This window comes from Streptomyces sp. NBRC 109706 (genome assembly GCF_000974485.1).
Taxonomy (GTDB): domain Bacteria; phylum Actinomycetota; class Actinomycetes; order Streptomycetales; family Streptomycetaceae; genus Streptomyces.
Genome location: NZ_BBOM01000006.1, coordinates 565,899 through 588,517, shown reverse-complemented (window position 1 = coordinate 588,517; position 22,619 = coordinate 565,899). Strand labels below are relative to the sequence as shown.

Genomic DNA, 22,619 nt, shown 5'->3' with positions numbered 1-22,619 from the left:
ATCAGCCCTCTGTTCGAACCGGCGGTGCGATGAGGGCTGAGGGGTCGGCCGTCGCCCGCGCCAGGCTCTGGGTGAAGTCGGATGCCCAGCTCTCCATCGTGGCGGGCTCGAAGAGGTCGGTCGAGTACTCGAAGGTGAGCGTCGTTCGCTCCGGACCGGGGGATACGACGACATACAGCTCGTTGCGGGCGGATGTGCGCGCGGAGACACCGCTGATCGTCGCCGTCAGACCGGACAGGTCCAGGACGGGCGGCCGGGCGGTGACGACCGTGAACAGCACCGTGGGGAACAGCTCGGAGTCGGGGCGGACGTCCAGCAGTTCCGCCACCTCGCTCAGCGGCAGGTCCTGGTGGTCGAGCGCAGCGAACAGCGAGGCGCCCACCTGGTCCACCAGATCGGCGAACGTGGCGGCGGCGCCGACGCGGGCGCGGAGGAGGACGGCGTCGCCGATGAAGCCGACGGCCCCCTCGCGGCCCGCCTGGGCCCGGTTGGCGCTTGAGGTCGCGAGAACCACGTCATCGGGTCCTTCGCACCGGCGGGCGGCCCAGGCGGCGAAGGCGGCCGCCCAGACGGTGGAGGGGGTGGTGCCCAGGTCGGCCGCCGCCTCGGCGACCTGTCCGGCCGTGCGGTCGGGCACGGTGTGGGTGTGCAGGGCGCCGCGCCCCGACAGGGTGGCGGGGCGGGGATGGTCGTAGGGCAGGTCCAACCGCAGGGGGGCGCCGTCGAGTTCATGGCGCCAGTACTCCTCAAGGTGGCGGCGGCGCCGGGGGGAGAGCTGGTGTTCGGCGCGCGCCAGGTCGGTGAACTGCGCCGAGGGGATGGGGAGTTCCGCCTCGGTGCCGCGGCAGGCGGCGTTGTACAGCTCCTGCAGCTCCCGCCACAGCACGTTCATCGACCAGCCGTCGCAGATCCCGTGGTGCAGCACGGCCAGCAGGATCCAGCGGTCCCCCGCGACCCTGGCCAGGTGGAACCGGAACAGGGGGGCCGCGTCCATGGCGAAGGGCCGGGACGCCTCGTCCCTGGTCCAGCGTGCGATGGCGTCCTCGTCCGTGGCGTGGGCGGTCAGATCGACGACGGGCACCGTGACGGGTACCTCGGCGAGCACTTCGAGGAGGTGGTCCCCGTCCCGTCGGACGCAGCGGCTGCGCAGCGCTTCGTGCCGGGCGACCAGAGCCGTCAGGGCCCGTGTCAGGTGGTTGGGGCGCAACTCCCCCCGCAGGTCGACGCGGTGGGTCACGTTGTAGACGGCGGGGTCGCCGCTCTGGTGGTGGCGGTGCCACAGCCGGCGCAGGCTTGAGGTCGCCGGGGCGGTGGCGACGACCGTTTCCCGGGCCGCGTCCCGGTGCGCCGGTTCGGCGTTCCCGGCCCGCGCCGCCAGGGCCCTGATCGTCGGGGTACGGAAGAAGTCCGCCATCGACAGCCGCAGGCCCAACTCGTCGGCCATGCGGTGCAGCAGGCGGATCGCGCCGAGTGAGTGGCCGCCCAGTTGGAAGAAGGAGCGGTCGACGGGCAGCGATCCGGCGCCCAGTTCCGCGCACCACAGCTCGTGCAGGGACTTCTCCAGGAGGGTGGTGGGCTCGGCGCCCGAGGGGTGCGGGGTCGGGGTCGCGCCCGGCTCCGGGAGGCGGCCCCGGTCGAGTTTTCCGGAGGTGTTGACCGGCAGCCGGTCCAGCGCGACCCAGCGGCCGGGAACGAGGTGGTCGGGGAGTTCGTCGGCCAGCGCGGCCCGCAGCCGCGCGAGGCCGGCGCCGTCGCCGTTCCCGGCGCGGCGGGGGACGACATACGCGACGAGTTCCAGGTCGCCGTGCGCGTCGCGCCGCGGCACCACGGCCGCGTCGCGCACCCCGGGCAGGGCGCTCAACGCCCCCTGTACTTCGGCGGGTTCGACCCGGTGACCGCGGATCTTGACCTGGTCGTCGACGCGTCCCCGGTACTCCAGGGTGCCGTCGGGGCGCCAGCGGGCCAGGTCACCCGTGCGGTAGCGCACCGCCCCGGTGCCGTCGTCGACGAAGCGGGCCGCCGTCTCCTCCGGGAGGCCGTGGTAGCCGTGCGCGACCGGTGCGCCGCCCACCCGGATCTCGCCGACCGCGCCGATCGGTACCTCGCGCCCGTCCGGGTCGAGGAGTTGGATGCGCGCCCCGGGCACCGGCGTCCCGATCGGCGGCCACTGCCCCTCGTCGGGCGCCACCCGGTGCGAGGTGACGATGATCGAGGTCTCGGTGGGGCCGTACTGGTTGTGCAGGGCGCACCGCGGGTGGGCGGCCAGGAAGCGGCGCAGCGCCGGGGTGAGTTGCAGCGCCTCTCCGCAGTGCAACACCTCGCGCAGGGCGGGCAGTTCGGGTGCGGTCTCCATCAGATAGCGCAGCGGGGTGCAGGGCATGAAGAGCCGTTGCACCTCGTGGTGGCGCGCCGTCCTGGTGAGCGCCGCCGGGTCGTGCCGCGTCTCGTCGTCGATGAGGACGAGGGCGGCCCCGGAGGCGAGGGTGGTGAAGATCTCCTGAACGCTGATGTCGAAGGCGTGCGAGGTCCACTGCAGGGTGCGCAGTGGTGGGTGCCGGGTCAGCTGGCTTCGGATCAGGGCGGCCGGGCCGCGGTGTGGGACGACGACGCCCTTGGGCCGGCCGGTGGAGCCCGAGGTGTAGACGCAGTACGCGGGGTCCTCGGCCCGTACCTCGCCGGCCGGGGCCGGGTGCGGAGGGGGCGTGGACGGGTCGGTGTTCTCGATGAGCAGGGTGGTCGGGCCGGTCAGCGTCGGGTGGCGTTCGAGGGCGGGCGCACCGGTGAGCAGGAGGACCGGGAGGGCGTCGTCGAGGAGTCCGTTCAGCCGGGGTGTCGGCGCGGACGGGTCCAGCGGAACGTAGGCGGCTCCGCTCTTGAGGACGGCGAGCAGCGCGGTGACCAGTTCGGGGCCGCGGGGCAGCAGGATCGCCACGCGCTCGCCCCGGCCCGCGCCGCGCTGCCTCAGCCGGTGGGCGAGTCGGTCGGCGTGGGCGTCCAACTCCCCGTAGGAGACGGTCAGTTCGTCGTGGATAAGCGCGGTGGCCGCCGGGGTGCGGCGGGCCTGCGCCTCGAAGAGGCCGTGCAGGGTGTCAGGACCGCAGGGGGCCTCTACGTCGAAGCCGCCCCAGCGTCTGAGCGTGGCGCGGTCGGTGGCGGTGGGGGTGGCCAGTTCGGCGACCGGGACGTCGGGCGTTTCGAGGGCGCGGCGCAGCAGTTGCTCCGTGTACTCCACGAACCGGCGCACCGTGGCCCGGTCGAAGAGCGCCGTGTCGTACTCGACCATGAACCGCAGCCCTTCGCGGTGGTGGGTCAGGTAGACGCTGAGGTCGAACGGGGCTCGTTCGCTCGGCGCGTCCAACAGCGCGGCGGTCAGCGGGTCGAAGGCGATCTCGCCCTCGCGTTCGTACTCCACCATGACCTGGAACAGCGGGTTGCGGCCCGGGTCGCGGCGCGGGGCCAGTGCCTCGACCAGCTTGTCGAAGGGCAGGTCGCGGTGTTCGTACGCCGCCGTGCTGGTGTCGCGGACGCGGCGCAGCAGGGTCGCGAAGTCCGGGTCGCCGCTCAGGTCCAGGCGCAGGGGAACCGTGTCGAGGAAGAGCCCGATGGCGTGTTCGGCGCCCTCGGGCCTAGCGGCGACGGCGGTGCCGAGCGCGAAGTGGGACTGGCCGGCGAAGCGGCCGAGGACGGCGCCGATCGCGGCGGTCAGCGCCATGAACACGGTGGCCCGCTGGGTGGCGGCCGACTGGCGTAGGCGCGCCATGAGTTCGGCGTCCAGCGCGTGGGAGAGGCTTGCCCCTTGGCCGGTGCGTACCGTCGGGCGTGGCCGGTCGGTGGGCAGCTCCAGGTCCGGTGCCCCGGTGAGTTCGCGCCGCCAGAAGTCGAGGGAGGCGGCGGTCGCCTCGGGGTCGACGGCGGGCTCGGGGTCGGCCTGGCCCAGCGGGGGAAGTGGGGGTTCGCCGTCGGGCCAGGCGCGGTAGTACGCGGCCAGGTCGCGGGCGAGTACCTGGGTGGAGGAGGAGTCGAAGACGATGTGGTGGGCGAGCAGGAACAGGAGGTGCCGCTCGGGGGCGAGGCGCAGCAGCCTGGCCGAGACGAGGGGGCCCTCGCTCAGGTCGAAGACACGTCGTCCCTCGGTGGCCAGCGCGGCCCGCAGCGCTTCCTCCTCGTCCGCCCCCGGGTGGTCGTCGACGGGGCAGTCGAGTGTCGTCCGGGGCAGTACCTGCCGGTAGGGGACGCCGTCCGCCTCGCGGAAGACGGTCCGCAGCGCGGGGTGGCGGTCGGCCACCCGCCGCAGGGCCTGGCCCAGCGCCTCGGTGTTCAGCGGCCCGTCCAGGCGGATCGCCTTGGGCTCGTGGTACATGCTGGTGCCCGGGTGCAGTTGCTCCAGGAACCAGATGCGGCGCTGGGCCGGGGTGAGCGGCCTGCGCTCGCCCGAGTCGGTTCCCTGCTCCCGGTGTTCGGGGGCCGGCTGTCGCCGTCGGCGCAGCCGGTCGAGCAGCGGCAGGGCGGCCAGTACCCGTTCCGTCGGCAGGCCGAAGTCGACGAAGCAGGCGATCTCGTCCGCACCCGCCGCCACCAGGCGGGCCACCGTCTCGGCGGCCGTCGACTCGTCGCCGATCAGCGCGCGCGAGGCGCAGTAGCGCTCGTAGGCACGGCCCAGCAGGTACTCGACGTCCTGTTCGGGGGTGTTGGCGAGGTCCACGTCGAAGCCGAGGCTGTTGGTCACCTGGTCGAAGAGGGACAGCGAGGAGCGCAGATACGTCACAAAGGGCCGTTGTGCCTCGGCCCTTGCCCGGGCCGCGTCCGGGCCCAGGTAGGTGTGGACCAGCACGACGACGCGGCCGGCGGCCGGGTCGAGGCCGTGCTCGGCGCGGGTCCGGCGGTAGAGGGCGATGTTGGCCGTCAGCTGCTCCACGGTCTGCGCCATCAGGTTGGTGACGATGCCCAGATCGTGGGCGGCGGCCCGCCGGTAGCTGTCGGGGTTGGCCACCACCGCCGCGTACAGGGGTGGTTGCTTCTGGAGGGGCCTGGGGTGCAGCGTGACATCGACGGGCTCGCCGTCCCCGCCGGTCAGGGTGAGCGGTTCGCCGGACCACAACCGGCGTACGGTGTCGGCCTGTTCGTACATCAGCTCGCGGTGGCGTCCGAAGGCGTCCGGGGCGAGCGCGAAGTCGGTGGCGTGCCAGCCGCTGGCGAAGCACAGGCCCGCCCGGCCGCCGGAGATGTTGTCCACCATCGACCATTCCTCGGCGACCCGGACCGGATGGTGCAGCGGCAGCACGACGGATCCGGCGTGCAGCCGGATGTGGCGGGTGCGGGCCGCCAGGGCGGCGGCGAGGACGGACGGGTTGGGGAAGAGCGCGCCGAAGGAGTTGAAGTGCCGCTCGGGGAGCCAGAGCGCGTGGAACGCGTGCCGGTCGGCGAACTCGGATGCCCGCATGATCAGTTCGTACTTGTCGTGGGCGGCGTCGTCCGGGTAGTCGCCGAAGAAGTAGAGGCTGAAGTCGACAGTGCCGGTGGGTGTGGCGGGGGGTGTGGCGGCGGGTGCCGCCCCGGCGTTCGGCGGGGCGGCGGACACGGTGGGCACAGCGGACACGGCGGACACGGCGGGCATGGCGGGTGGCGCCGGATCGGCGGGTGGCGGGGCATCGGCGTGGGCCAGGGCGTCCAGCTGCCGGTTGATGACGCCGGTGACCTGGTCGACCAGGTGTCGGGTGAGCTCCAGTTGCCGGGCGAACAGGTCGGGCGCGGCCGGTGGCGTGTCGTCCCCCGGGGCGGGTGCGGGCTCCGGCGTGGCCCGGGGTGGTCGTCCGGCCGCCCGCGCGCCCAGCCGGGCCAGGCGTTCGGCGAGCTTGCGCGGGGTGTCCGCGGTCTCGAAGAACTCCCGGACGGGAAGGTGCACGCCGTGGCGGTTTCGCAGTTCCGTGGCCACTCCCATCAGGGACAGCGAGTCGGCGCCCAGTTCCAGGAAGGAGCGGTCCGGGACGATCTCCGCGATCTCGGTGCCCAGCTTGTTCGCGGTCAACTCCCGGATGCTGTCGAGCAGTTCGGCGTCGCCCGAGGTGTGGGGCGGCGCGGGGGGCGCGATCGTCACGCGGCGCAGTGGGTGCCCCGGCAGCGGGATCCGGCCGCCGCCGCGTGCGATGAACTCCCAGTCCAGTTCCGCCCCGGCGCGGTACAGCTCGCCGAGTGAGCGCAGCACGCCGCGCTGTTGCCCGGCGGCGTCGTCGCCCGTGCCCTGACCGCGCAGCCAACGGCTCTCGGGGATCTGGTGCCGGGCCAGGCCGCCGAGGGTGTGCCCGGCGCCGATCTCGACGAAGCCGCCCCTGGCCAGCTCCGCCGCCGTGGCCACGGCGAGGTCGAAGCGGACCGGCCGCCGCGCCTGGGCACACAGGTACCGGGCGTCGACGGTCCAGCCCACGGGACGCGCCTCGCCGTCGAGACCGCTGACGAGGGGCACGCGCAGCGGCGCATAGGCCAACTCCTCGGCGAAGGCGCGGAATTCGAGCAACGCGGCGTCGAGGGCGGCCGAGTGGAAGGCCCGGTCGACCGGGAGGGCGCGGTGCTGGATGCCGTCGCGGTCGAGCAGGAGCGCGGCCTCGGCGAGGGCTTCCGAGGTCCCCGACAGGACATGCGCGCCTGGCCCGTTGACCGCCGCGATCTCGACGCCGGCCGTCGCGGCGACGCGTTCGGCCGTCGCCAGGTCGGTGTGGACGGCGAGCATCGCGCCGGGCGGGCAGGCGCGTTGCATCAGGCGGCCGCGCCGGGCGGTGAGGCGCAGCCCGTCGTCGAGGGTGAACGCTCCGGCCGCGTACAGCGCCGCGTACTCGCCCACGCTGTGGCCGAGCAGCGCGGCGGGCCGCACGCCGCAGGCGCGCCAGACGGCGAGAAGCGCCGCCTGGTGGGCGAACAGGACGGGTTGGGCCACCTCCGTGGGCCACACCCGGTCCCCGGCTTCGCCGAGCAGTACCGGCAGCAGGCTGCCGCCGAACTCCTCGGCGTAGACGCGCTCGCAGCGGTCCACCACCGAACGGGCCTCGGCGAACCCCGAGTGGATTCCCCGGGCCATGCCGCTCCGGGCGCTGCCCTGGCCTGGGAAGGCGAAGGCCGGCGGCCCGGACGGCGCGGGGGGAGCCGGCCGTCGCTCCAGGGCCAGGGCGAGTTCCCCGGCGTCGGCGCCCACCACGGCCAGGCGCGCGGTGTGGTGCGGGCGACCGCGCCCCAGGGTGGCCGCGACATCGGCGGCGGCCGTGTCCGGTGCGCTCACCAGGTGGGCGCGCAGGTTCTCCGTCAGCTCCCGCAGGGCCTCGGTGTCGCGCGCCGAGAGGGGGACGAGCGCGGGCCGCTCGGGCGCGGCCACGGGGCGGGATGCCGGGGCCTCCTCCAGGACGACATGGGCGTTGGTGCCGCCGACGCCGAGTGCGCTGACCCCGGCCCGGCGGGGTGTCCCGGCGGGCACCGACCAGGGCCGCAGCTCGGTGCCGAGGCGCAACGGGCCACCATGCAGGTTCAGTTGGGGGTTGGGCTGGTTCAGGTGCAGGGTCGGCACCAGGGTGCGGTGGCGCAGCATCAGGATCGTCTTGATCAGGCCCGCCATGCCCGCGCAGCTGTCGAGGTGTCCGACGGCGGGCTTCACCGAGCCGACCGTGCAGAACCCGGTCCGCTCCGTGCCCTCGGCGAGCGCCCGGCCCAGCGCCTCGAACTCGACGGGGTCCCCCAGCGGTGTCCCGGTGCCGTGCGCCTCCACATAGGTGACGGTGTCGGCCGGGATCGCGGCCCGGCACAACGCCTCCCGGACGACGGCGACCTGTCCCGCCACGCCGGGTGCGGTGAAGCCGGTCTTCTCCGCACCGTCGTTGTTGACGGCCGAGCCGAGGATCACCGCGTGCACCGTGTCCCCGTCGGCCAGCGCCCGGTCCAGGCGCTTGAGCAGCACGGCCGCCACTCCGTTGCCGCCCACGGTGCCGTCGGCTTCCGCGTCGAAGGCGCGGCAGCGCCCGGAGGGGGACAGGATCGAGCCGGGATGGCTGCGGTAGCCGGTTTCCTGCGGCAGGTGTACGGCGGCGGCGCCGGCGAGCGCCAGGTCGGCGTCACCGGTCAGCAGGGCCTGCGCCGCCAGGTGGACGGCGACCAACGAGGTGGAGCAGGCCGTCTGTACGCCGATGGCGGGCCCCGTGAGACCGAGCCGGTAGGCGACCCGGGAGGCGACGAAGTCCGGCTGCCGCCCGATGGTTTGCTGCATACCGGTGACGGGGTCGCCGCCGTCCTCACACTCCTCGCGCCCGGCGTACGGGGGGTGTCCGTCCTGCTGGTGGTCGTAGAGGTGCATGCCGGTGCCGGCGAACACGCCGATCCTGGTGTGCTGTCGGGCGCCCGCGTAGCCGCCGTCCTCCAGCGCCCGGTGGCAGCACTCCAGGAGGAGGCGGTGCCCGGGGTGGGTGAGCCGGGCCTCCGCGGGGCTGAGCGCGAAGAAGTCGGCGTCGAAGTCCAGTGCACCGTCGAGGACTCCGGCGACCGGGACGCGATCGGGAGCGTTCGCCTGCTCGGGGGTGAGGCCGGCGGCCGCCAGTTGGGCCTTGTCGAAGACGGTGAGGCAGTCGACGCCGTCGCGCAGGTTCCGCCAGAAGTCCTGTGGTGAGTCGGCCCCGGGGAAGCGCAGCGCCATGCCGATGACCGCGATCCGTCGGTCGGTCTCCTCGCCGCTGCCCGGGGCCGGCCGGGGAGTCCGCGTGGGGAGCTTCCTGCTCGCCGTGAGGTGGGCGGTGAGCGCGTCCGCCGTGGGGTGTTCGAAGAGGAGGGTCTGGGCTATCCCCCGGCCAAGGCGCTCTTCGATGCGCCCCCGCAGCCGCACCAACTGGACGGAGGTCAGGCCGAGTTCGTAGAAGGGCACGGTCGCCCCGGCGGGGCGACCGAGAACGGAGGCCAACTCCTCACGCACCGCACGCCCGATGGCGTCGCCCGACGCCTCGTCGTTCACCGCGTCGTCGTTCCCGGGAGAGGTGTCGTCGCCGGGGCCCGCGCCCAAAGTTCCCGCGACGAACCGGTCGCGCAGCTCGGCACGCCGCACCTTGCCGGCGGGCGTGCGCGGGAACTCGGCCCGGGCGACGGGTCGTATGTGTGCGGCGGTCAGGCCGAGGCGGGTGAACAGCTCCGCCCGCACCTGCCGTGCGACGCCGGCGTCGTCCTCGGTGCCGCCGCCGACGAAGAACACGGCAAGCTGCTCCGTGCCCCGTTCGGCGTCCGGTATCCCGCAGGCGGCCACCTCGCCCGGGCGTACCCCGGCCACCGCCGTCGCGACGGTCTCGACCTCGTGGGCGTACACGTTGTGCCCGTTGAGGATGATCACGTCCTTCCGGCGGCCGGTGATCACGACCTGGCCGTCGGCGAGAAACGCCAGGTCGCCGGTGTCCAGCCAGCCGTCGCCCCCCGGGTAGGCGGCGGCGTCGGCGTCCGGGTCGTCGACGTACCCCGGGGTCAGCCGCGCCGGCGAGCGCACCTGCAACCGGCCGATCCTGCGGCCGGGTCGCGGCCGCCCCTGGCCGTCGACGATGCGCAGGGTCGTCCCGTGGGCCGGCGATCCGGCGGCGACAAAGGTGACGCACCGGTCGTCCGGGGTGTCCTCGTCGGCGCTCAGCAGTTCGCCGTCGAGAGAGGACTTGACGAGGCGGTGCACGGTTCCCGGCCGGTCGAGCCGGCCGTAGGTGATCCCGGTGACCGTCTCGGCCATGCCCCAGGCGGGGACGAGATGGTCCGCACGGACGCCGAAGCCCGAGGTGGCGTCGAGGAAGGCCCGAAGGGCCGGCAGCACGATCTGCTCACCGCCGCAGACCAGCGTGGTCAGGGCGCTCAGGTCCCAGTGTCCTTCGGGTCGTTCGGCCAGCGCGTCGGCGACCATCCGGTAGCCGAAGGTGGGGGCCCAGCCATGCTGGGCGCGGTGCTCGTGGAGCAGGTCGAGCCAGCGCAGCGGCTCGGTCAGCACCGTTTGGGTCGGCGCCTGCACATTCGTGCAGCCGGCGAAGACCGGGAGCACGTGGTAGAGCAGGAACGCCCCGCTGTGGTCCACCGGCAGCCAGTTGACGAAGGTGTCGCCCGCCCGTACCGGCAGGATCCGGCGGGTGCTGGCGGCGAAGTCCGCGAGCCCGGCGTGGGTGAGCCGCGCGGCCTTGGGCGCGCCCGTGCTGCCGGAGGAGAGCATCAGGAGCGCGGTGTCCGACGCCCGGGGCTCATGGTGCTCGGATGTCGGCGGGTGCCCGACCCAGTCGGCCGCGACCGCCACCCGCCCGTCCCCCTCGGCGTGCGCCGGGCCGGCCGCGCCCCGGACATCGGTGACGACAAGGGGATCCTTCAGCAACGCGCGGGTGTGCCGCAGCCGTTGCGAGGCCGCCGAGCCGGCAGTCGGCGGGTCGGCGAGGGACACGGGCAGGGCCCCGGCCAGGACACAGGCCCAGAAGGCCGGGAAGAACTCGGCGAGCGGCAGCCCGCACAGGACCACGGGGTCCCCGGGCCGCACCCCGTGTGCGCGCAGCCCGGTCACGAACCGTCGTGCCAGGTCGAGGAGTTCGGGGTAGGCAAGCGTGCTGTCCTCGCCGCGCGACCCCACGGTGACCACTCCCGCCCCGTCCGCCGCGGCCGCGGCCGCGGCCCGCAGCAGGGCCTGGACCGCGTCGCGGGGGTCATCGGCGGTGAACTCCGGCTCAGGGCCTCGGCAAAGGGCGTGATCCCGTGCGCGTGCCATGTGTGTCCCTTCTTCAGCGATCGGTGGTGCCGGGAGTCAGGACGGCTGGTGGTGCGGCCGGAGCGCGTCGTGGCGACGGAGCGCGACATACAGCGCGAGGGCCAACGCCCCGCACAGGGCCGTGCCATGGAACGCGGCGACGACCGTGAACGCGGGAAGGCCCTCAAGTGCCGCTGCGGCGCCGAGCATTCCGACGCTGAATCCGGCCGTCTCGGCGGAGGCCGACAGGCCGAACAGCCGGCCGCGCTCCCGTTCCGGTACCGCCTGCAGGCGCGAGACATACACGATCTCGGTGCAGCCGTCGGCGAGGCCGGCCACCAGGGCCGCGACGATCAGGGCGGGCACCGGGAGCCCGGTGAAGGCGAGCGCGAACGAGATCGACATGACGCCGGTGCCGAGCGCGAACACCCGCGCGCCGTACACCCGCTCCCCACGGAAACGGCTGAGCAGCTGGTGGGAGAGGGAGGTGCCCACGGCCCAGGCGACCCAGAACTGGGTCATGAAGAGCGCCGGATTGTCCGGGAACCTGAGGTCGGCCACGATCGGCAGGGCCACGTTGTGGGAGGAGGAGGCGAACGCGTCGACGCCCCGCAGCAGCAGCATCCCGAGCAACAGCGCCGGAATCCCCGCCGCCGGGCGCCAGCTCAGGGCGCCCGGCGGCCGCCCGGGGGCCGACTCCCCCCGCGCCGCGTCGGCGGTCGCGCCGGCGTCGGACTCCGCCTCGACATCGGTACGCGGCCGCAGCGCCAGCACCGCCCCGGCCGACACCACGAAGGTGGCCCCGTTCACCGCGAACGCGAGGCCGTACCCGCCGACGGCGATGATGCCCGCGGCCGAGGCGTAGCCGAGCACGGTGGCGAACGAACGCGCGGTCACCAGCATCCCGTTGGCCCTGGTCCGTTGGTCATGGCCCACGATCACCGGCACGGCGCTGCGCAGCGCCACCGTGAACAGGGTGTTGCCCGCGCCGAGCACGACGACCGCGCCCAGCAGCAGGACGAGCGAGGGGTCGCGGGCGCTGAGCGCGAGCACCGTCATCGCGACGGCCTGCGCCAGGTCGGCGCCGATCATCACCGTGCGGCGGCCGAGGGCCGTGGTGATCGCGCCGGCGCCCAGGCCGGCCAGCACGCCGGAGAACAGCCGGAGCGCCATCACTGCGCCCAGGCCGAGGGCGGTGCCCACGACCTGGTACGTGAACAGGCTCAGGGCGATCAGGTTGAGGAAGTTCCCGTAGGCGGACAGGGAGTATCCGGCGACCAGGGCCCGGACACGCCATCCGATCGAGGCCGGTTCGCCTCGCAGGGTCTGCTCCACTGAACTCCCCGTATGCGTATGCGTGGTTCGGGTGGCACCAAGGAACCGGTCCCGAGCCTTGTGCCCCGGATGCGGGCACACGGCTCCGCCGTGCGGGCGGTCGGGGGCGCGGCACCACCTGACGGACCGGGTTTCACGAACGCGGCCGCTCAGGTCCTGGGAGGCGGGCCGGCCCTCACACCTTCAGCTCGGCGCGTTCGTGCTGGCGCAACAGCGGCAGCACCCGGGTGTAGAAGATCCGCATCTCGTCCCGGGTCGGCCAGCCGGAGAAGATGAACTCGCTGATCCCGGCCGCCTTGTACTCGTAGAGATAGGCGGCGACCTCCTCGTAGCTGCCCACCACGCAGAGGGCCGGCCCACCGCGATAGGCCACGGCGCCGGAGTACAGCATGGGAGAAAGCCAGTCGTCCTCCGTGGAATCGGCCAGCTGGAAGGAGGTGTTCACCGCCACGGAATCGGATGCGGCCACGGCGTTCGCGATCCACTTCCGGTGTTCCTCGTCGGGATCGCGCATCAGCTCGGCGAGATCCGCCAGCGCTTCCGCCCGGGTCTCCCTCGCCAGCACATGCATGCGCGTTCCCACCCGGCCGCCCTGCGTCAGGACGGACTTCGCGGCCGCCGCCATTCCCTCGGGGGTGTCGCCGTACCGCAGCCAGCAGTCGCCGTGGTCGACGGCGGTCTGCTGGGCCACCTCGGATGCCCCGCTGATGTATATCTCGGGCCGGCCGCCGCCCTTGTAACCCAGGCCGACCTGGGCATCCTTGACGCAGTAGTGGTCGCCGTCGTAGCAGAGCGGGGTCTCACCGCGCCAGAGTCGGTGGAGAATGTCCAGGAACTCGTTGGAGCGTGCGTAGCGCTCGTCGTGGGCGAGAAAGTCCCCGTAGTACGCCTGCTCGGCCGGGGAGGTGCCGGCGACCAGGTTGAGGGATATTCGTCCGTCCGACATCCACGAGACCGTGTTGACCACCTGGGCGAAAAGCGTCGGTGGGAGCAGCCCGGGACGGTAGGCGAGAAGGAACTTGACGCGTTTGGTCTCCCGGACCAGGGCGCCGAGCATCGGGAGCGGATCGGGCATGTGGTTGCCGATCCCCATGAGGAGCGAATCGACCCCCAGGCTGTCCGCCTCCTGCGCGAAGTCGACGATCCCGTCGAAGTCGAGCTCGCCGATCCGGTATTTCCCCGACGCCTTCTGCTGCCCGCTGAGCGGCGAGTTCCAGTGCACTCTCAGCTCGTTCGAGTCCGACCACGGTTGGCCTGGCAAGCCACTGACGACCACGTTCTCACCTTTCGATCGCTCAAGTTCTCTTGGTTTCACTCCGTCAGGACCCTCGCGGCGCCGCCGATCTCGACCCGCAGATCCGGTCCCGCCGCGGCGGTGACGGTGGCGGGGCTGCCGAGGGCGTCGCCCATGTCGACGGCGATCCGGTGGATGCCCCGGCCGGCCAGGTGCGCGGCGAGACAGGCCGTGCCGTTGGCGTTGGCGATGTCCTCGGGAACGCCGATCGAGGGGGCGAACATCCGGGCCGCGAGCGCGCCTTCGGGCGAGGGTTCCGAGTGGACGTAGGCGCCGAGCAGGCCGAACCGGTCGCAGGCCGCCCTGAGGCGGTCGAGGTCCGGGCGCAGCCCGGCGAGCGCGGCCCGGCCGGGGACCGGCACCAGAACGCGTTCACGGCCCACGCCGGCGATCCGGAGGTTCGCTCCGGTCTCGTCGGGCGCGAGGCCGAGGGCCGAAAGGACGAGGGAGCGTTCCTCATCGGTGGGTTCGCGCAGGTCGACGGGGCCCGGGTCGAAGGCGGCGGTGATCAGCTCGCCGTCGCGCTCGGCGCGCCCGGCGAAGACGCGTCCCCCGGCACGGAGGGTGGCCCGGTAGGGCCCGGCGCCGCCGTGCCGGGCGGCGAGGAAGGCGAGGGCGGCGACCGTTCCGTGCCCGCAGGCGGGTAGTTCCCCTTCCTCGGTGAAGAAGCGCAGCTCGGTCGTGTCGCCGACGTGACGTAGGTACACGGCGTGCGAGGCGCCCCGTGCGACGGGGATCCGGCGCCGCTCGTCGTCGTCCGGCGACGGGCCGTGCGGCTCGTCCTGGACGACGACCGTGGGGCTGCCGCCCGCGCCGCCCCGCAGGCAGGCGCGGACGACCGTCACGTTCGGCGTGCTCATGGGGCTGTCACTTCGCCTCCTCCAGCGTGGCGTACCCGGTGGTCGCCGTGACCTTGTCGGCGCCCTCCTGGAGCTGGAAGAGCGAGCCGAAGGGCCGCTCGGCGAGCGGGAGACGCCACGCCCCGGCCTCCACCCGGGCCGTGTCCGACACGCTGCCGCGCAGCAGCCGCACTCCCGGCTCGTTGTGGCCGGCGTGCGCGCCGAAGTGGATCGGGTAGGCGTCGGCCGCCCGGTAGGCCGGCAGGAAGGCGCGGCGGTACCGGTCGGAGGTGTTGGAGGAGGAGTAGTGCAGCAGCAGGCAGTGGATGAAGACCACGCTGCCGGCGGGCGCCTCGATGGGCACGGCGAGCGCCGGGTCGGGCGCGCCGGCACCCGCGACCTTGCCGCGGAAGTAGCCGTCGACGTAGTGGTCGGCGAGGCCGCGCCGGTGGGAGCCGGGGATGGCCTGGAGGGCGGAGTTCTCGGTGGTGGTGTCGTCGAGATAGACGAGGGCCGTCACCAGGTCGGTGTTGGTGTGGGGGTAGTAGGAGAAGTCCTGGTGCCAGTCCACGACGCTGCCCACCTGCGGGGCCTTGAGGTGGAGCTTGCTGTAGTGGAACAGGATGTCGGGGCCGATCAGCGCCTCGACATGGTCCAGCAGCCTGGGGTGGGCGGCGGCCCGCTCGAACGCGGAGTGCTGTTTGGTGGGCGACCAGATCCGGCGGGCCAGGCCGTTGTCGCCAGGCTCCACCTCGGCGACGGAGCCGATGTCGGGGACGTCCAGGATCTCCGTGATGGCGTTGTTGAGTTCGGCGACCTCGCTCGCGTCGAAAAGACGCTCGGCGACCGCGAAGCCGTTCTCCTGGTAGTCCTTGACGAGCGCGGCCGTGTCGGGTGCGGACATGGGCGGGTTCCTCTCTGCTGGGCGGCGGGATGCTCTCGGGAGGGGCGGGGTCCGTTACGGGGGCCGCCGGGCGATGACCGCCCGGCGGCCTCGCGGCGGTTCAGCCGGCGCCGCCCGGACACATGGGCCTGCCACGTGCCTCGAAGCTGTCGCGGGTCACGCGGCGGTCTTCACGTGCTTGGCGACGGTGTCCTCGTAGATCTCCCGGAAGAACAGCGCAAGGATCTCCTGGACGTCGTCGATGTACTTGAAGACCTTCTGGAAGTCCTCCTCGCTGAACAGCAGTTGGTGGAGGATGTCCCACATCTCCTGGGAGTGGTCCTCGGTGGTGTCGACGTGGAGGTGGGCGGCCTGCCCCTTGACGTTCTCCTTGCCGAGCCGCTTCTGGAGGTTGTCGACGATGGCCGGCTGCAGCTTGACCTGGGTGTACTCCACCAGGTAGTTGGAGACGACCGGGGCGATGATCGACTCGTGTTCCAGGGTGTAGTAGAAGAAGCCCTCAAGGAGGCGGGTGGAGAGGTAGGGCTCCGTGGCGAGGATCTCCTCCTCGGTGATGCCGGCGGCCGCGGCGTCGCTGATGTACAGCTTGTCGTGCAGCATCTCCTCGGCCTGGTACTCCGCGTAGTCGCGGGCGGCCCTGGGCGCGACCTGGGCGATCTTGTAGATGGCCTTGGTCTGGCTGACCCGGGAGAGGCGGATCCGCCACACGTGCTCGATCAGGGTGCGGCGGTAGTACGCCTGGTGGAGCTCGGGCTCGGTCAGGTGGTCGGCGAAGGGGACGGTCTCCTTCCACTCCGCCATCTTCTTGTCCATGTAGCGGTCGAGCTCGGCCTTCTTCAGACGGCTCTGCTCCTCGTTGTAAAACGGCTTCGGGTGGTTGATCCCGCTGTTCAGCACGCGGTTCATCGTGTTCTCCTTCACCAGAGGGTTCGCAAGAAGACGTTCTTTGCGAGGGGGCTTCGCGGGGGTCACGGAAGGGTCAGAGGGTGCCGCCCGGGCGCGGCGGCGGGTCCGGCGCGGTCAGCGGTAGCCGACATGGAAGTGGTCCGTCGCGTGTCGGTCGAGAAAGGCGATCTCGGCTTCGAGGTCGTCGGCCGCCACGTCCCACAGGGCGTCCATCAGGCAGATCCCCCGGTCGGACGCCGCGAGTTCGGTTCCCTCCGCCGCGTGGACGCGCAGGATCCGGGGCGGGCGGGTGGGCGGCTCGAAGCGGATCGTCTCGACGGTCCGCCCCTTCTCCCCGTACCTGCTGAGGAACACGGTCGCCCGGGTGGCCGCGCCGGTGCGCAGGGCCTCCAGTTGGGAGGCGCGGGTGAGCCGGTCGTGGAAGGCGTCCCGCTCGTCGTCGGGCAGCAGCAGGGACTCGGTCCACAGGTCGAGGAGGGAGTGCCCGGTGACGGTGTGAACGCTGGCGTCGATGAGGCTGCCGCCCATCCGGGGGTTGATCTCGATGATCTCCCAGCGCTTCTTCGACTCCCAGTACTTGACCTCGATATGGAAGACACCGGCGGTCGTCCCGAGTTCCGCCAGCGCGTCGAGGCAGCGGGTGACATGGTCGGCTCCCGCCAGGACGAGTGCACGGTCCAGGCTGACGGGCGGGCTGACCGACATCCCCTCCAGGGTGGTCCGCTCCCGGTGTTCCACGCGGGCCTTCTCGTGGACGCACAGATGGTGGACCCGGCCGTCCAGGACCAGGGTCTCGAAGCTGAACTCCGGGCCCTCGACGTACTCCTCGACGAGGAAGTCGTAGCGGTCCATGAAGATTGCCTTCATGGACCGGTCGGCGCGCATCTGCTCCTGGATCGCGGGCAGGTCCGCCAGGTCGTCGACATCGTCCAGGACGAAGGTCGCGAACGACGAGGCGCCGCGGACCGGCTTGACGAACCAGCGTGCGGACGGGTCGAGTTCCGGGATCGCTCCGGGGGCCAGCCGGTGGACGGCGACCTCGCTCAGTCCCTCGGCGAAGAGATGGCGGCGGAGTTCGTACTTGTCGAGGCACAGGCGCAACACGGCCTCGGCGCAGTCGCGCGCGCCCAGCCGTTCGTTCAGCTCGGCCATCAGGAGCCGGTAGCCCTCGAACGTGGCGAGGGCGGCCTCGACCTGGTAGCCCCGCTCGGCGAGTTCGCGCATGGCCTTGTCGAGATCGCCCGAGCCCAGCTCGCGTTCCTCGGTGACCACGCAGTCCGCCAGGTGGCGGCGGCTCTCGGCCATGGCCTCCGGCGACCGCGGCCGGGAGCTGAGCGCGACCAGGTGCAGGCCGAGCCCGGCGGTGGCCGCGGCGATCTCCTCGGTGTACGACTTGCCCTGGTGCATGAGGAGCAGGATTGCTCGCTTCATCTGTACGTCTCCTGGGAGTTCCGAGGCCGCCCTCAGCGCTGTCGGACCGGCAGCCGGTCCGCGGTCTCGCGCCGGTGGGTGCGCAGGATGTCCACGAGCCGGGCGGCGCCGCCCTCGCGGACCGGGTCGACGACGGGCAGTCCGGTGTCGGCCTCCAGCTTCTCGGCCTCGCGGCGGTAGTCCTCCTCGGAGAAGCCGATGCTGTTGACGCTGACGGCGGCGACCTTGGCCGGCCGTTCGAAGACGGTCAGCTCCTCGTTCATGCGGATCAGCTCGGGGATGGGGATGATGGGCGTCTCCCAGACCTTGGTGCGCTCGGCGCCGAGGCGGTGGCAGAAGACCAGGGCGTGCGGCAGGGCGCCGTGGAGGATGGCGAGGGCCACGCCGCTGAACCCGATGTGGTTGAGGGAGCCCTGGCCCTCGACGACGACCCATTCGTTGCCGGCGGCGGCGTCCATGACGACCTGTTCGACGGCGCCGGCCATGAAGTCGCCCGGCACGCCGTCGACCGCGATGCCACGGCCGGCGATCAGCATGCCGCTCTGGCCGGTGGCGGCGAAGCCGGTGGGGATGCCGCTGCGGTTGGCCTCGTTCCAGATCTGCAGGGCGGCGGTCTTCTTGCCGATGTTGGAGTCGCTGCCGCAGGTGTGGATCACCCAGGTGTCCAGGTCCAGGACGCGGGCCCGGTTGAGCGGCACGGTCGGGGCGTCCTTGGTCTCCCAGACGGTGACGCCCTTCTCCCGGACGGCACGGGCGATGTCCGGTTCGTCGGTGAGGCGGAAGTGGATCGAGTTGATCAGGTGGAGGCCGTTGTCGACGGCCGCGAGGATGTGCGACTTCCAGCCGGAGGGCAGTTCGCCGGAGTGCAGGCCCTTGCCGATGACCATGACCTCGGGACGCAGGTGCAGCGCCTGCTCGACGCGGCCGACGATCGGGATCGCGCCGCCGTAGCCGAGGACGTCCTGGACGGTCCGGCCGGCCCTGCGGCTGTCGATCACGGCGACGCAGCGGTCGCCGCGATAGCGGATCAGTGAGGCGGCGATCTTGCTGGTGAAAAGCCCGAAGCACCCCTCGGCGAACAACACGAAGTTCTTGTCGGCCAGCTTCGCATGGCTCTGATCCACGTCTTCCTCCACGGACTCGACGGTTCGGTTGCCGATGGCATGAGATGGTTCGGGCGGTCTACGGGACAGGCTCGGCCGTCAGGCGGAACTGGTCCCGCGCCTGGCGCACGGCCGCTTCGATCTGCTGCTGGGTGCCGCCCCTGAACAGGAAGCGGCCGGCCTGGAGCGTGGCGTACGAGCCGGGCCGGTGGATCAGGACCTCGCCCGCCCTGGGCACCAGTTCCCGGTACACATGGGGCACTTCGCCCAGCAGCGAGGTGGCCGCGGTGATCTTCTGAGGCAGCGGCCTGGGGCCGGGGATGATCAGCCAGCCGCCGCTCAGCTCCGGGTCGTGGACCGGCAGGTCCACCGGGCGGCCGAGCAGCACGTCGACCCACAGCCGGAAGAGGTTCACGCCGTGGACGTCGTTGATGACATAGGGCACCTCGGCGCCCGGCACCCGGGCTCCGACCTCCAGGAACACCAACTCGTCGCCGGTGTCGAAGAGTTCGAGGTGGAAGGCGGAGCTACGCAGGCCGAGCGCGGTCAGGCAGCGCACGGCGAAGTCCTCGCAGCGGCCGCGCACCGCCGGGTCCGTCTGGAAGACGGAGCCGAGCGGTTCGTTCAGAAGCTCGAAGTCCAGGCAGGAGGAGACATAGCGCGAGGTGCACAGGAACAGCGGCTTGCCGGTGGCGTCCAGGACGCCGTCGACATGCAGGATCTCGCCCTGTACGAACTCCTCGATCTCCAGGTCGTCCAGGCTCCGTTCGGCGCACAGGGCCCGCAGCTCCTCGGCCGAGGCGATCTCGCGCACCCCCTGGCTGGACGCTCCGCGCACCGGCTTGACGATCACGGGGTAGCCGAACTCCTCGGCGGCCGCGTGGATCTGCTCCTCGGTGCGACAGGACGCCCAGCGCGGCACTCGGAGGCCGGCCCGCGACAGGGTCTCCTTCATGACGGTCTTGTCGCGGAACCTGGAGGTCTCCTCGGTGCCGAAGCCAGGGACGTGGTACCGCTCGCGCAGCGTCGCCGCGAGGTCGAGAAGCATCTCGGAGAAGCCGATGATGTGGTCGAAGGGGCCCTCGTCGCGAACGACGGCGTCGACAACCTCCAGCACGCCCTCCAGATCGCCGAAGTCCGGTACGAAATGGACCCGTTCGGCGTCGGCCGGCACTCCGCTGCGGCCGCCCTCGTCGCAGATGTAGGTGACGCGGTCGGTCTCCGGGCGGAAGACGATCCCGGGATCCGCGAGGCGGTTCTCCCAGCGCCGCTCGTCCTCGTGCAAGGGCCAGCGGTTCAGGAACAGGATTGCGCCGGACATGGATATCGTCCTCACGGTTCACGGGATGCATGGACACGCCCGGCCGGGGCGGCCGGTTGACGGCGGCGGGCCTTTGGGGAACCGAAGAATGATCCCGAAACCGATTCCCGGGAACTCCCCCAACTGTTGTTCGCGCTGCCTCAGCCTCGCATGGGACCGGCCTGGTCAGAATAGGACCTATGTCCCAACGCCCCGGCGTTGCGGCTGCCGCCGGTTGCCGCGTACCGACCGACGGGCCCGACACCCGGGGTCACGTTCGCCGGTGAACGGCGCGTCGATGACGGCCCGGGCGCCTTTATGCCGGAAACGTCATGGGCAGATGGACCTATTGCCCGCGCGCCGCACGGGACACAGAATCCCTGTCACGCCCCCACCGCCGGAGGAGGGCTGCCGTGCACGCGCAGGACGCTTTTTCCGAACTGCCGCCCCGGCATCGAAGCGCCAAGCGGTGGGACGACATCTTCTCGCTCCGCGGAAATCGCCGGTACCGCGCGCGGCGGGGACACGGCCCCGCATCTTGGCTTCGAAACCGGACTGAATCTCGCAGGACAGGTGGTGGTGCTGCCATGAAGGAAGCGACGCAGACCGTACGGCCGGCGAGCTCCGGGGACTTCCGGGCGGCGATGGCCCGGTTCGCCGCCGGGGTCGTGGTCGTGACGACTCTGGGCGACGACGGGGTGCCGCGCGGCTTCACGGCGAGTTCGTTCAGTTCGGTGTCGCTGCGCCCGCCGCTGATCCTGGTCTGTCTGGCGAACTCGGCCGACTCCTTCGCGGCGTTCACCTCCTGCGAGCACTTCGCGGTGAGCGTGCTGGGCACCGAACACCGGCCGCTGGCCGAGCGGTTCGCGACCAAGGGCGTCGACAAGTTCGCATCGGACGACCTGTGCATGACGCCCGAGGGACTGCCGGCCGTCACCGGGGCGCTCGTCGAGCTGGACTGCGAGGTGCACGCCCGGTACCCGGCCGGGGACCACACGATCCTGATCGGCCGGGTGTCGGCCACGCGCCTGGGCGAGGACGCGGGGACCCCCATGGTCTATTACGAGCGGTCCTTCCGCTTCCTGGCCTGAGCGAGGGCCATGAACCCCGTTATGCCGGAAATTCCATAGGCAGATGGACCTATTGCCCGCACACCTCGGGGGACACAGAATTCATATCGCGCCCCCAACCGTCGGAGGAGGGCTGCCCTGCACGCGAAGAGCTTTCCGCGAGCTGCCGCCCCGGCAACTGAGCGCCAAGCGGTGGAAGACAGGTTCCTGCTCCGTGGACATCGCCGCCCCGGACGTCAAAGCGACATCGCTTGCAAAGCATCAGACGGCGAATGAGGGAAACAGGAGATACGAGGATGCTGCTGAGGGTTGATCCGGTTGATTCCTTTTCCGGAACGTTCCGTGTCCCTTCTTCGAAACCGGAGACGCAACGGGCCATTCTGACCGGCACTTTGGCCGAGGGCACGTCACGGGTTTTCAATGATCTCCGTTGCGACGAGACGGAGACCATGAAGAACGCCTGCCGTGCCTTCGGTGCCAAGATAACCGAGCACGACGGACACCTGGAGATCGAGGGCATCGGGCAGTCGTTCCCGCGCATCGGGCGCGTCGTCCAGTCCCGCGGCTCGGGTCTGGTGTTCCGCGTCGTGACGGCGCTGGCCTCCGTGAACCCGTCGCCGGTCGTGGTGACGGGCGACGCGACCCTGCGCAACCGCGTGATGGAACCCCTGCTGCAGGCGCTGCGCGAACTCGGCGCGGACATCGAGTCGATCGTCAGCGAGAACAAGGCCCCGGTCATCAACTGGGGGCGCGGCCTGAAGGGCGGCACCTGCCGGCTGCCGGGCGACATCAGCTCGCAGTTCATCACCGCCGTCCTGTTCGCCGCGCCGCTGGCCGAGGGGCCCGTGGAGATCGTGGTGACGGGCGAGGTCTTTTCCCAGTCGTACATCCGGCAGACGCTGGCGAGCCTGACCGACGCCGGTATCAAGGTCTCCGCGTCGGAGGACCTGCGTCACTACCAGGTGGAGCCCTCCCGCTACCAGGCGCTGGACGTCACCACCCGCGAGGACTACACCTCGGCCTCCTACCTGCTGGCCGCCGCCGCGCTCTTCCCGGGCCGGACCGTCCTGACCAACGTGTACGGCGACAGCATGCAGGGCGAGTTCGCGATCGTCCCGATCCTGGAGCAGCTCGGGGTGAGCGTCACCTTCGACCAGGCCACCTCGTCGCTGACCGTCGACAACCCGCCGGGCAGCCTCCGCGGCGACTTCGAGGTGGACGTGCGGGACTGCCCCAACATCGTGCCCACGCTGGCCGCCCTCGGGGCGTATGTGGAGGGCAGCCTGCGGGTGACCGGCGGACGCCTCACCCGCTTCCACAAGGCGTCACGTATCGAGGCCATGGCCGCCGAGTTGACCCGCGCGGGCGTGGACATCGAGGTCCTGTACGACGACGGGGTCTGCGACGGCTTCGAGGTCCGTGGCGCCAAGACGTACCCCGGTGGCGTCACGCTGTCCAGTTGGGGCGACCACCGCATCTTCATGTCGCTGTTCGTGGCCGGCCTGCGGATGCGGTCCGCCAACCAGTTCTCGGGCTTCGAGGACGTCCGGCTGTCCTTCCCCACGTTCCTTGAGGAGTTCGCCAAGGCAGGCGTGCGGACCACGACCGTCGAGGACGTGAAAGCGCCCGCCGAGCCCGTCGGCTGACCCTGGCAGCGATGTCGGCGTGCGGGCTGGATCCATGCCCGCGCGCCCCGTCGCGACGTCCGGCCCCGGCGGCCCCG

Annotated in this window: 11 protein-coding genes; 2 read left to right on the top strand and 9 right to left on the bottom strand. The window is 71.9% G+C overall.

Going from position 1 to position 22,619, the window contains the following annotated elements; translation table 11 throughout:
- Window position 1: 1 nt before the first annotated feature.
- The 9 genes from AOM46_RS12830 to AOM46_RS12790 all read right to left on the bottom strand — a co-directional run bounded on the left by AOM46_RS12830 (window position 2) and on the right by AOM46_RS12790 (window position 19,847).
- Window positions 2-10,735 carry a hybrid non-ribosomal peptide synthetase/type I polyketide synthase gene (locus AOM46_RS12830; protein WP_062210010.1) on the bottom strand — a complete coding sequence of 3,578 codons (10,734 nt, stop codon included), beginning with the start codon at window positions 10,733-10,735 and terminating at the stop codon, window positions 2-4.
- A 36-nt stretch (window positions 10,736-10,771) separates the two neighbouring features.
- Window positions 10,772-12,049, bottom strand: coding sequence for an MFS transporter (locus AOM46_RS12825; RefSeq protein ID WP_234313756.1), 1,278 nt, complete (start codon window positions 12,047-12,049; stop codon window positions 10,772-10,774).
- Window positions 12,050-12,224: 175 nt separating this feature from the next.
- Window positions 12,225-13,271: an LLM class flavin-dependent oxidoreductase gene (locus AOM46_RS12820; protein WP_234313755.1), complete on the bottom strand. Its 1,047-nt coding sequence runs from the start codon at window positions 13,269-13,271 to the stop codon at window positions 12,225-12,227.
- A gap of 89 nt (window positions 13,272-13,360) precedes the next feature.
- On the bottom strand, window positions 13,361-14,203 hold the full coding sequence (locus AOM46_RS12815; RefSeq protein ID WP_062210007.1) for a PhzF family phenazine biosynthesis protein: 843 nt from the start codon (window positions 14,201-14,203) through the stop codon (window positions 13,361-13,363).
- Window positions 14,204-14,210: 7 nt separating this feature from the next.
- The gene (locus AOM46_RS12810; RefSeq protein WP_062210004.1) at window positions 14,211-15,086 is read right to left on the bottom strand and encodes a phytanoyl-CoA dioxygenase family protein; all 876 of its coding nucleotides are present in this window, start codon (window positions 15,084-15,086) and stop codon (window positions 14,211-14,213) included.
- A 156-nt stretch (window positions 15,087-15,242) separates the two neighbouring features.
- On the bottom strand, window positions 15,243-15,992 hold the full coding sequence (locus AOM46_RS12805; protein WP_062210002.1) for an iron-containing redox enzyme family protein: 750 nt from the start codon (window positions 15,990-15,992) through the stop codon (window positions 15,243-15,245).
- A gap of 114 nt (window positions 15,993-16,106) precedes the next feature.
- On the bottom strand, window positions 16,107-17,423 hold the full coding sequence (locus AOM46_RS12800; RefSeq protein WP_062209998.1) for an acetyl-CoA carboxylase biotin carboxylase subunit family protein: 1,317 nt from the start codon (window positions 17,421-17,423) through the stop codon (window positions 16,107-16,109).
- A gap of 32 nt (window positions 17,424-17,455) precedes the next feature.
- Window positions 17,456-18,547: a DUF1611 domain-containing protein gene (locus AOM46_RS12795; protein WP_062209996.1), complete on the bottom strand. Its 1,092-nt coding sequence runs from the start codon at window positions 18,545-18,547 to the stop codon at window positions 17,456-17,458.
- A gap of 58 nt (window positions 18,548-18,605) precedes the next feature.
- On the bottom strand, window positions 18,606-19,847 hold the full coding sequence (locus AOM46_RS12790; RefSeq protein ID WP_062209993.1) for an acetyl-CoA carboxylase biotin carboxylase subunit family protein: 1,242 nt from the start codon (window positions 19,845-19,847) through the stop codon (window positions 18,606-18,608).
- Window positions 19,848-20,413: 566 nt separating this feature from the next.
- Between AOM46_RS12790 and AOM46_RS12785 the strand changes: the two genes are divergently transcribed.
- Both AOM46_RS12785 and aroA read left to right on the top strand, forming a co-directional pair.
- Window positions 20,414-20,917: a flavin reductase family protein gene (locus AOM46_RS12785; protein ID WP_062209990.1), complete on the top strand. Its 504-nt coding sequence runs from the start codon at window positions 20,414-20,416 to the stop codon at window positions 20,915-20,917.
- Window positions 20,918-21,168: 251 nt separating this feature from the next.
- Window positions 21,169-22,542 (top strand): 3-phosphoshikimate 1-carboxyvinyltransferase, encoded by a 1,374-nt coding sequence (gene aroA / locus AOM46_RS12780; protein ID WP_370592694.1) that lies wholly within the window; start codon window positions 21,169-21,171, stop codon window positions 22,540-22,542.
- The last annotated feature ends 77 nt before the right edge of the window (window positions 22,543-22,619 follow it).

Bases quoted from the DNA above. Each gene is read 5' to 3' on its own strand.
- AOM46_RS12830 (WP_062210010.1), bottom strand. From the start codon at position 10,735: ATGGCACGCGCACGGGATCACGCCCTTTGCCGAGGCCCTGAGCCGGAG.
- AOM46_RS12815 (WP_062210007.1), bottom strand. From the start codon at position 14,203: ATGAGCACGCCGAACGTGACGGTCGTCCGCGCCTGCCTGCGGGGCGGC.
- AOM46_RS12810 (WP_062210004.1), bottom strand. From the start codon at position 15,086: ATGTCCGCACCCGACACGGCCGCGCTCGTCAAGGACTACCAGGAGAAC.
- AOM46_RS12805 (WP_062210002.1), bottom strand. From the start codon at position 15,992: ATGAACCGCGTGCTGAACAGCGGGATCAACCACCCGAAGCCGTTTTAC.
- AOM46_RS12800 (WP_062209998.1), bottom strand. From the start codon at position 17,423: ATGAAGCGAGCAATCCTGCTCCTCATGCACCAGGGCAAGTCGTACACC.
- AOM46_RS12790 (WP_062209993.1), bottom strand. From the start codon at position 19,847: ATGTCCGGCGCAATCCTGTTCCTGAACCGCTGGCCCTTGCACGAGGAC.
- AOM46_RS12785 (WP_062209990.1), top strand. From the start codon at position 20,414: ATGAAGGAAGCGACGCAGACCGTACGGCCGGCGAGCTCCGGGGACTTC.
- aroA (WP_370592694.1), top strand. From the start codon at position 21,169: ATGAGGGAAACAGGAGATACGAGGATGCTGCTGAGGGTTGATCCGGTT.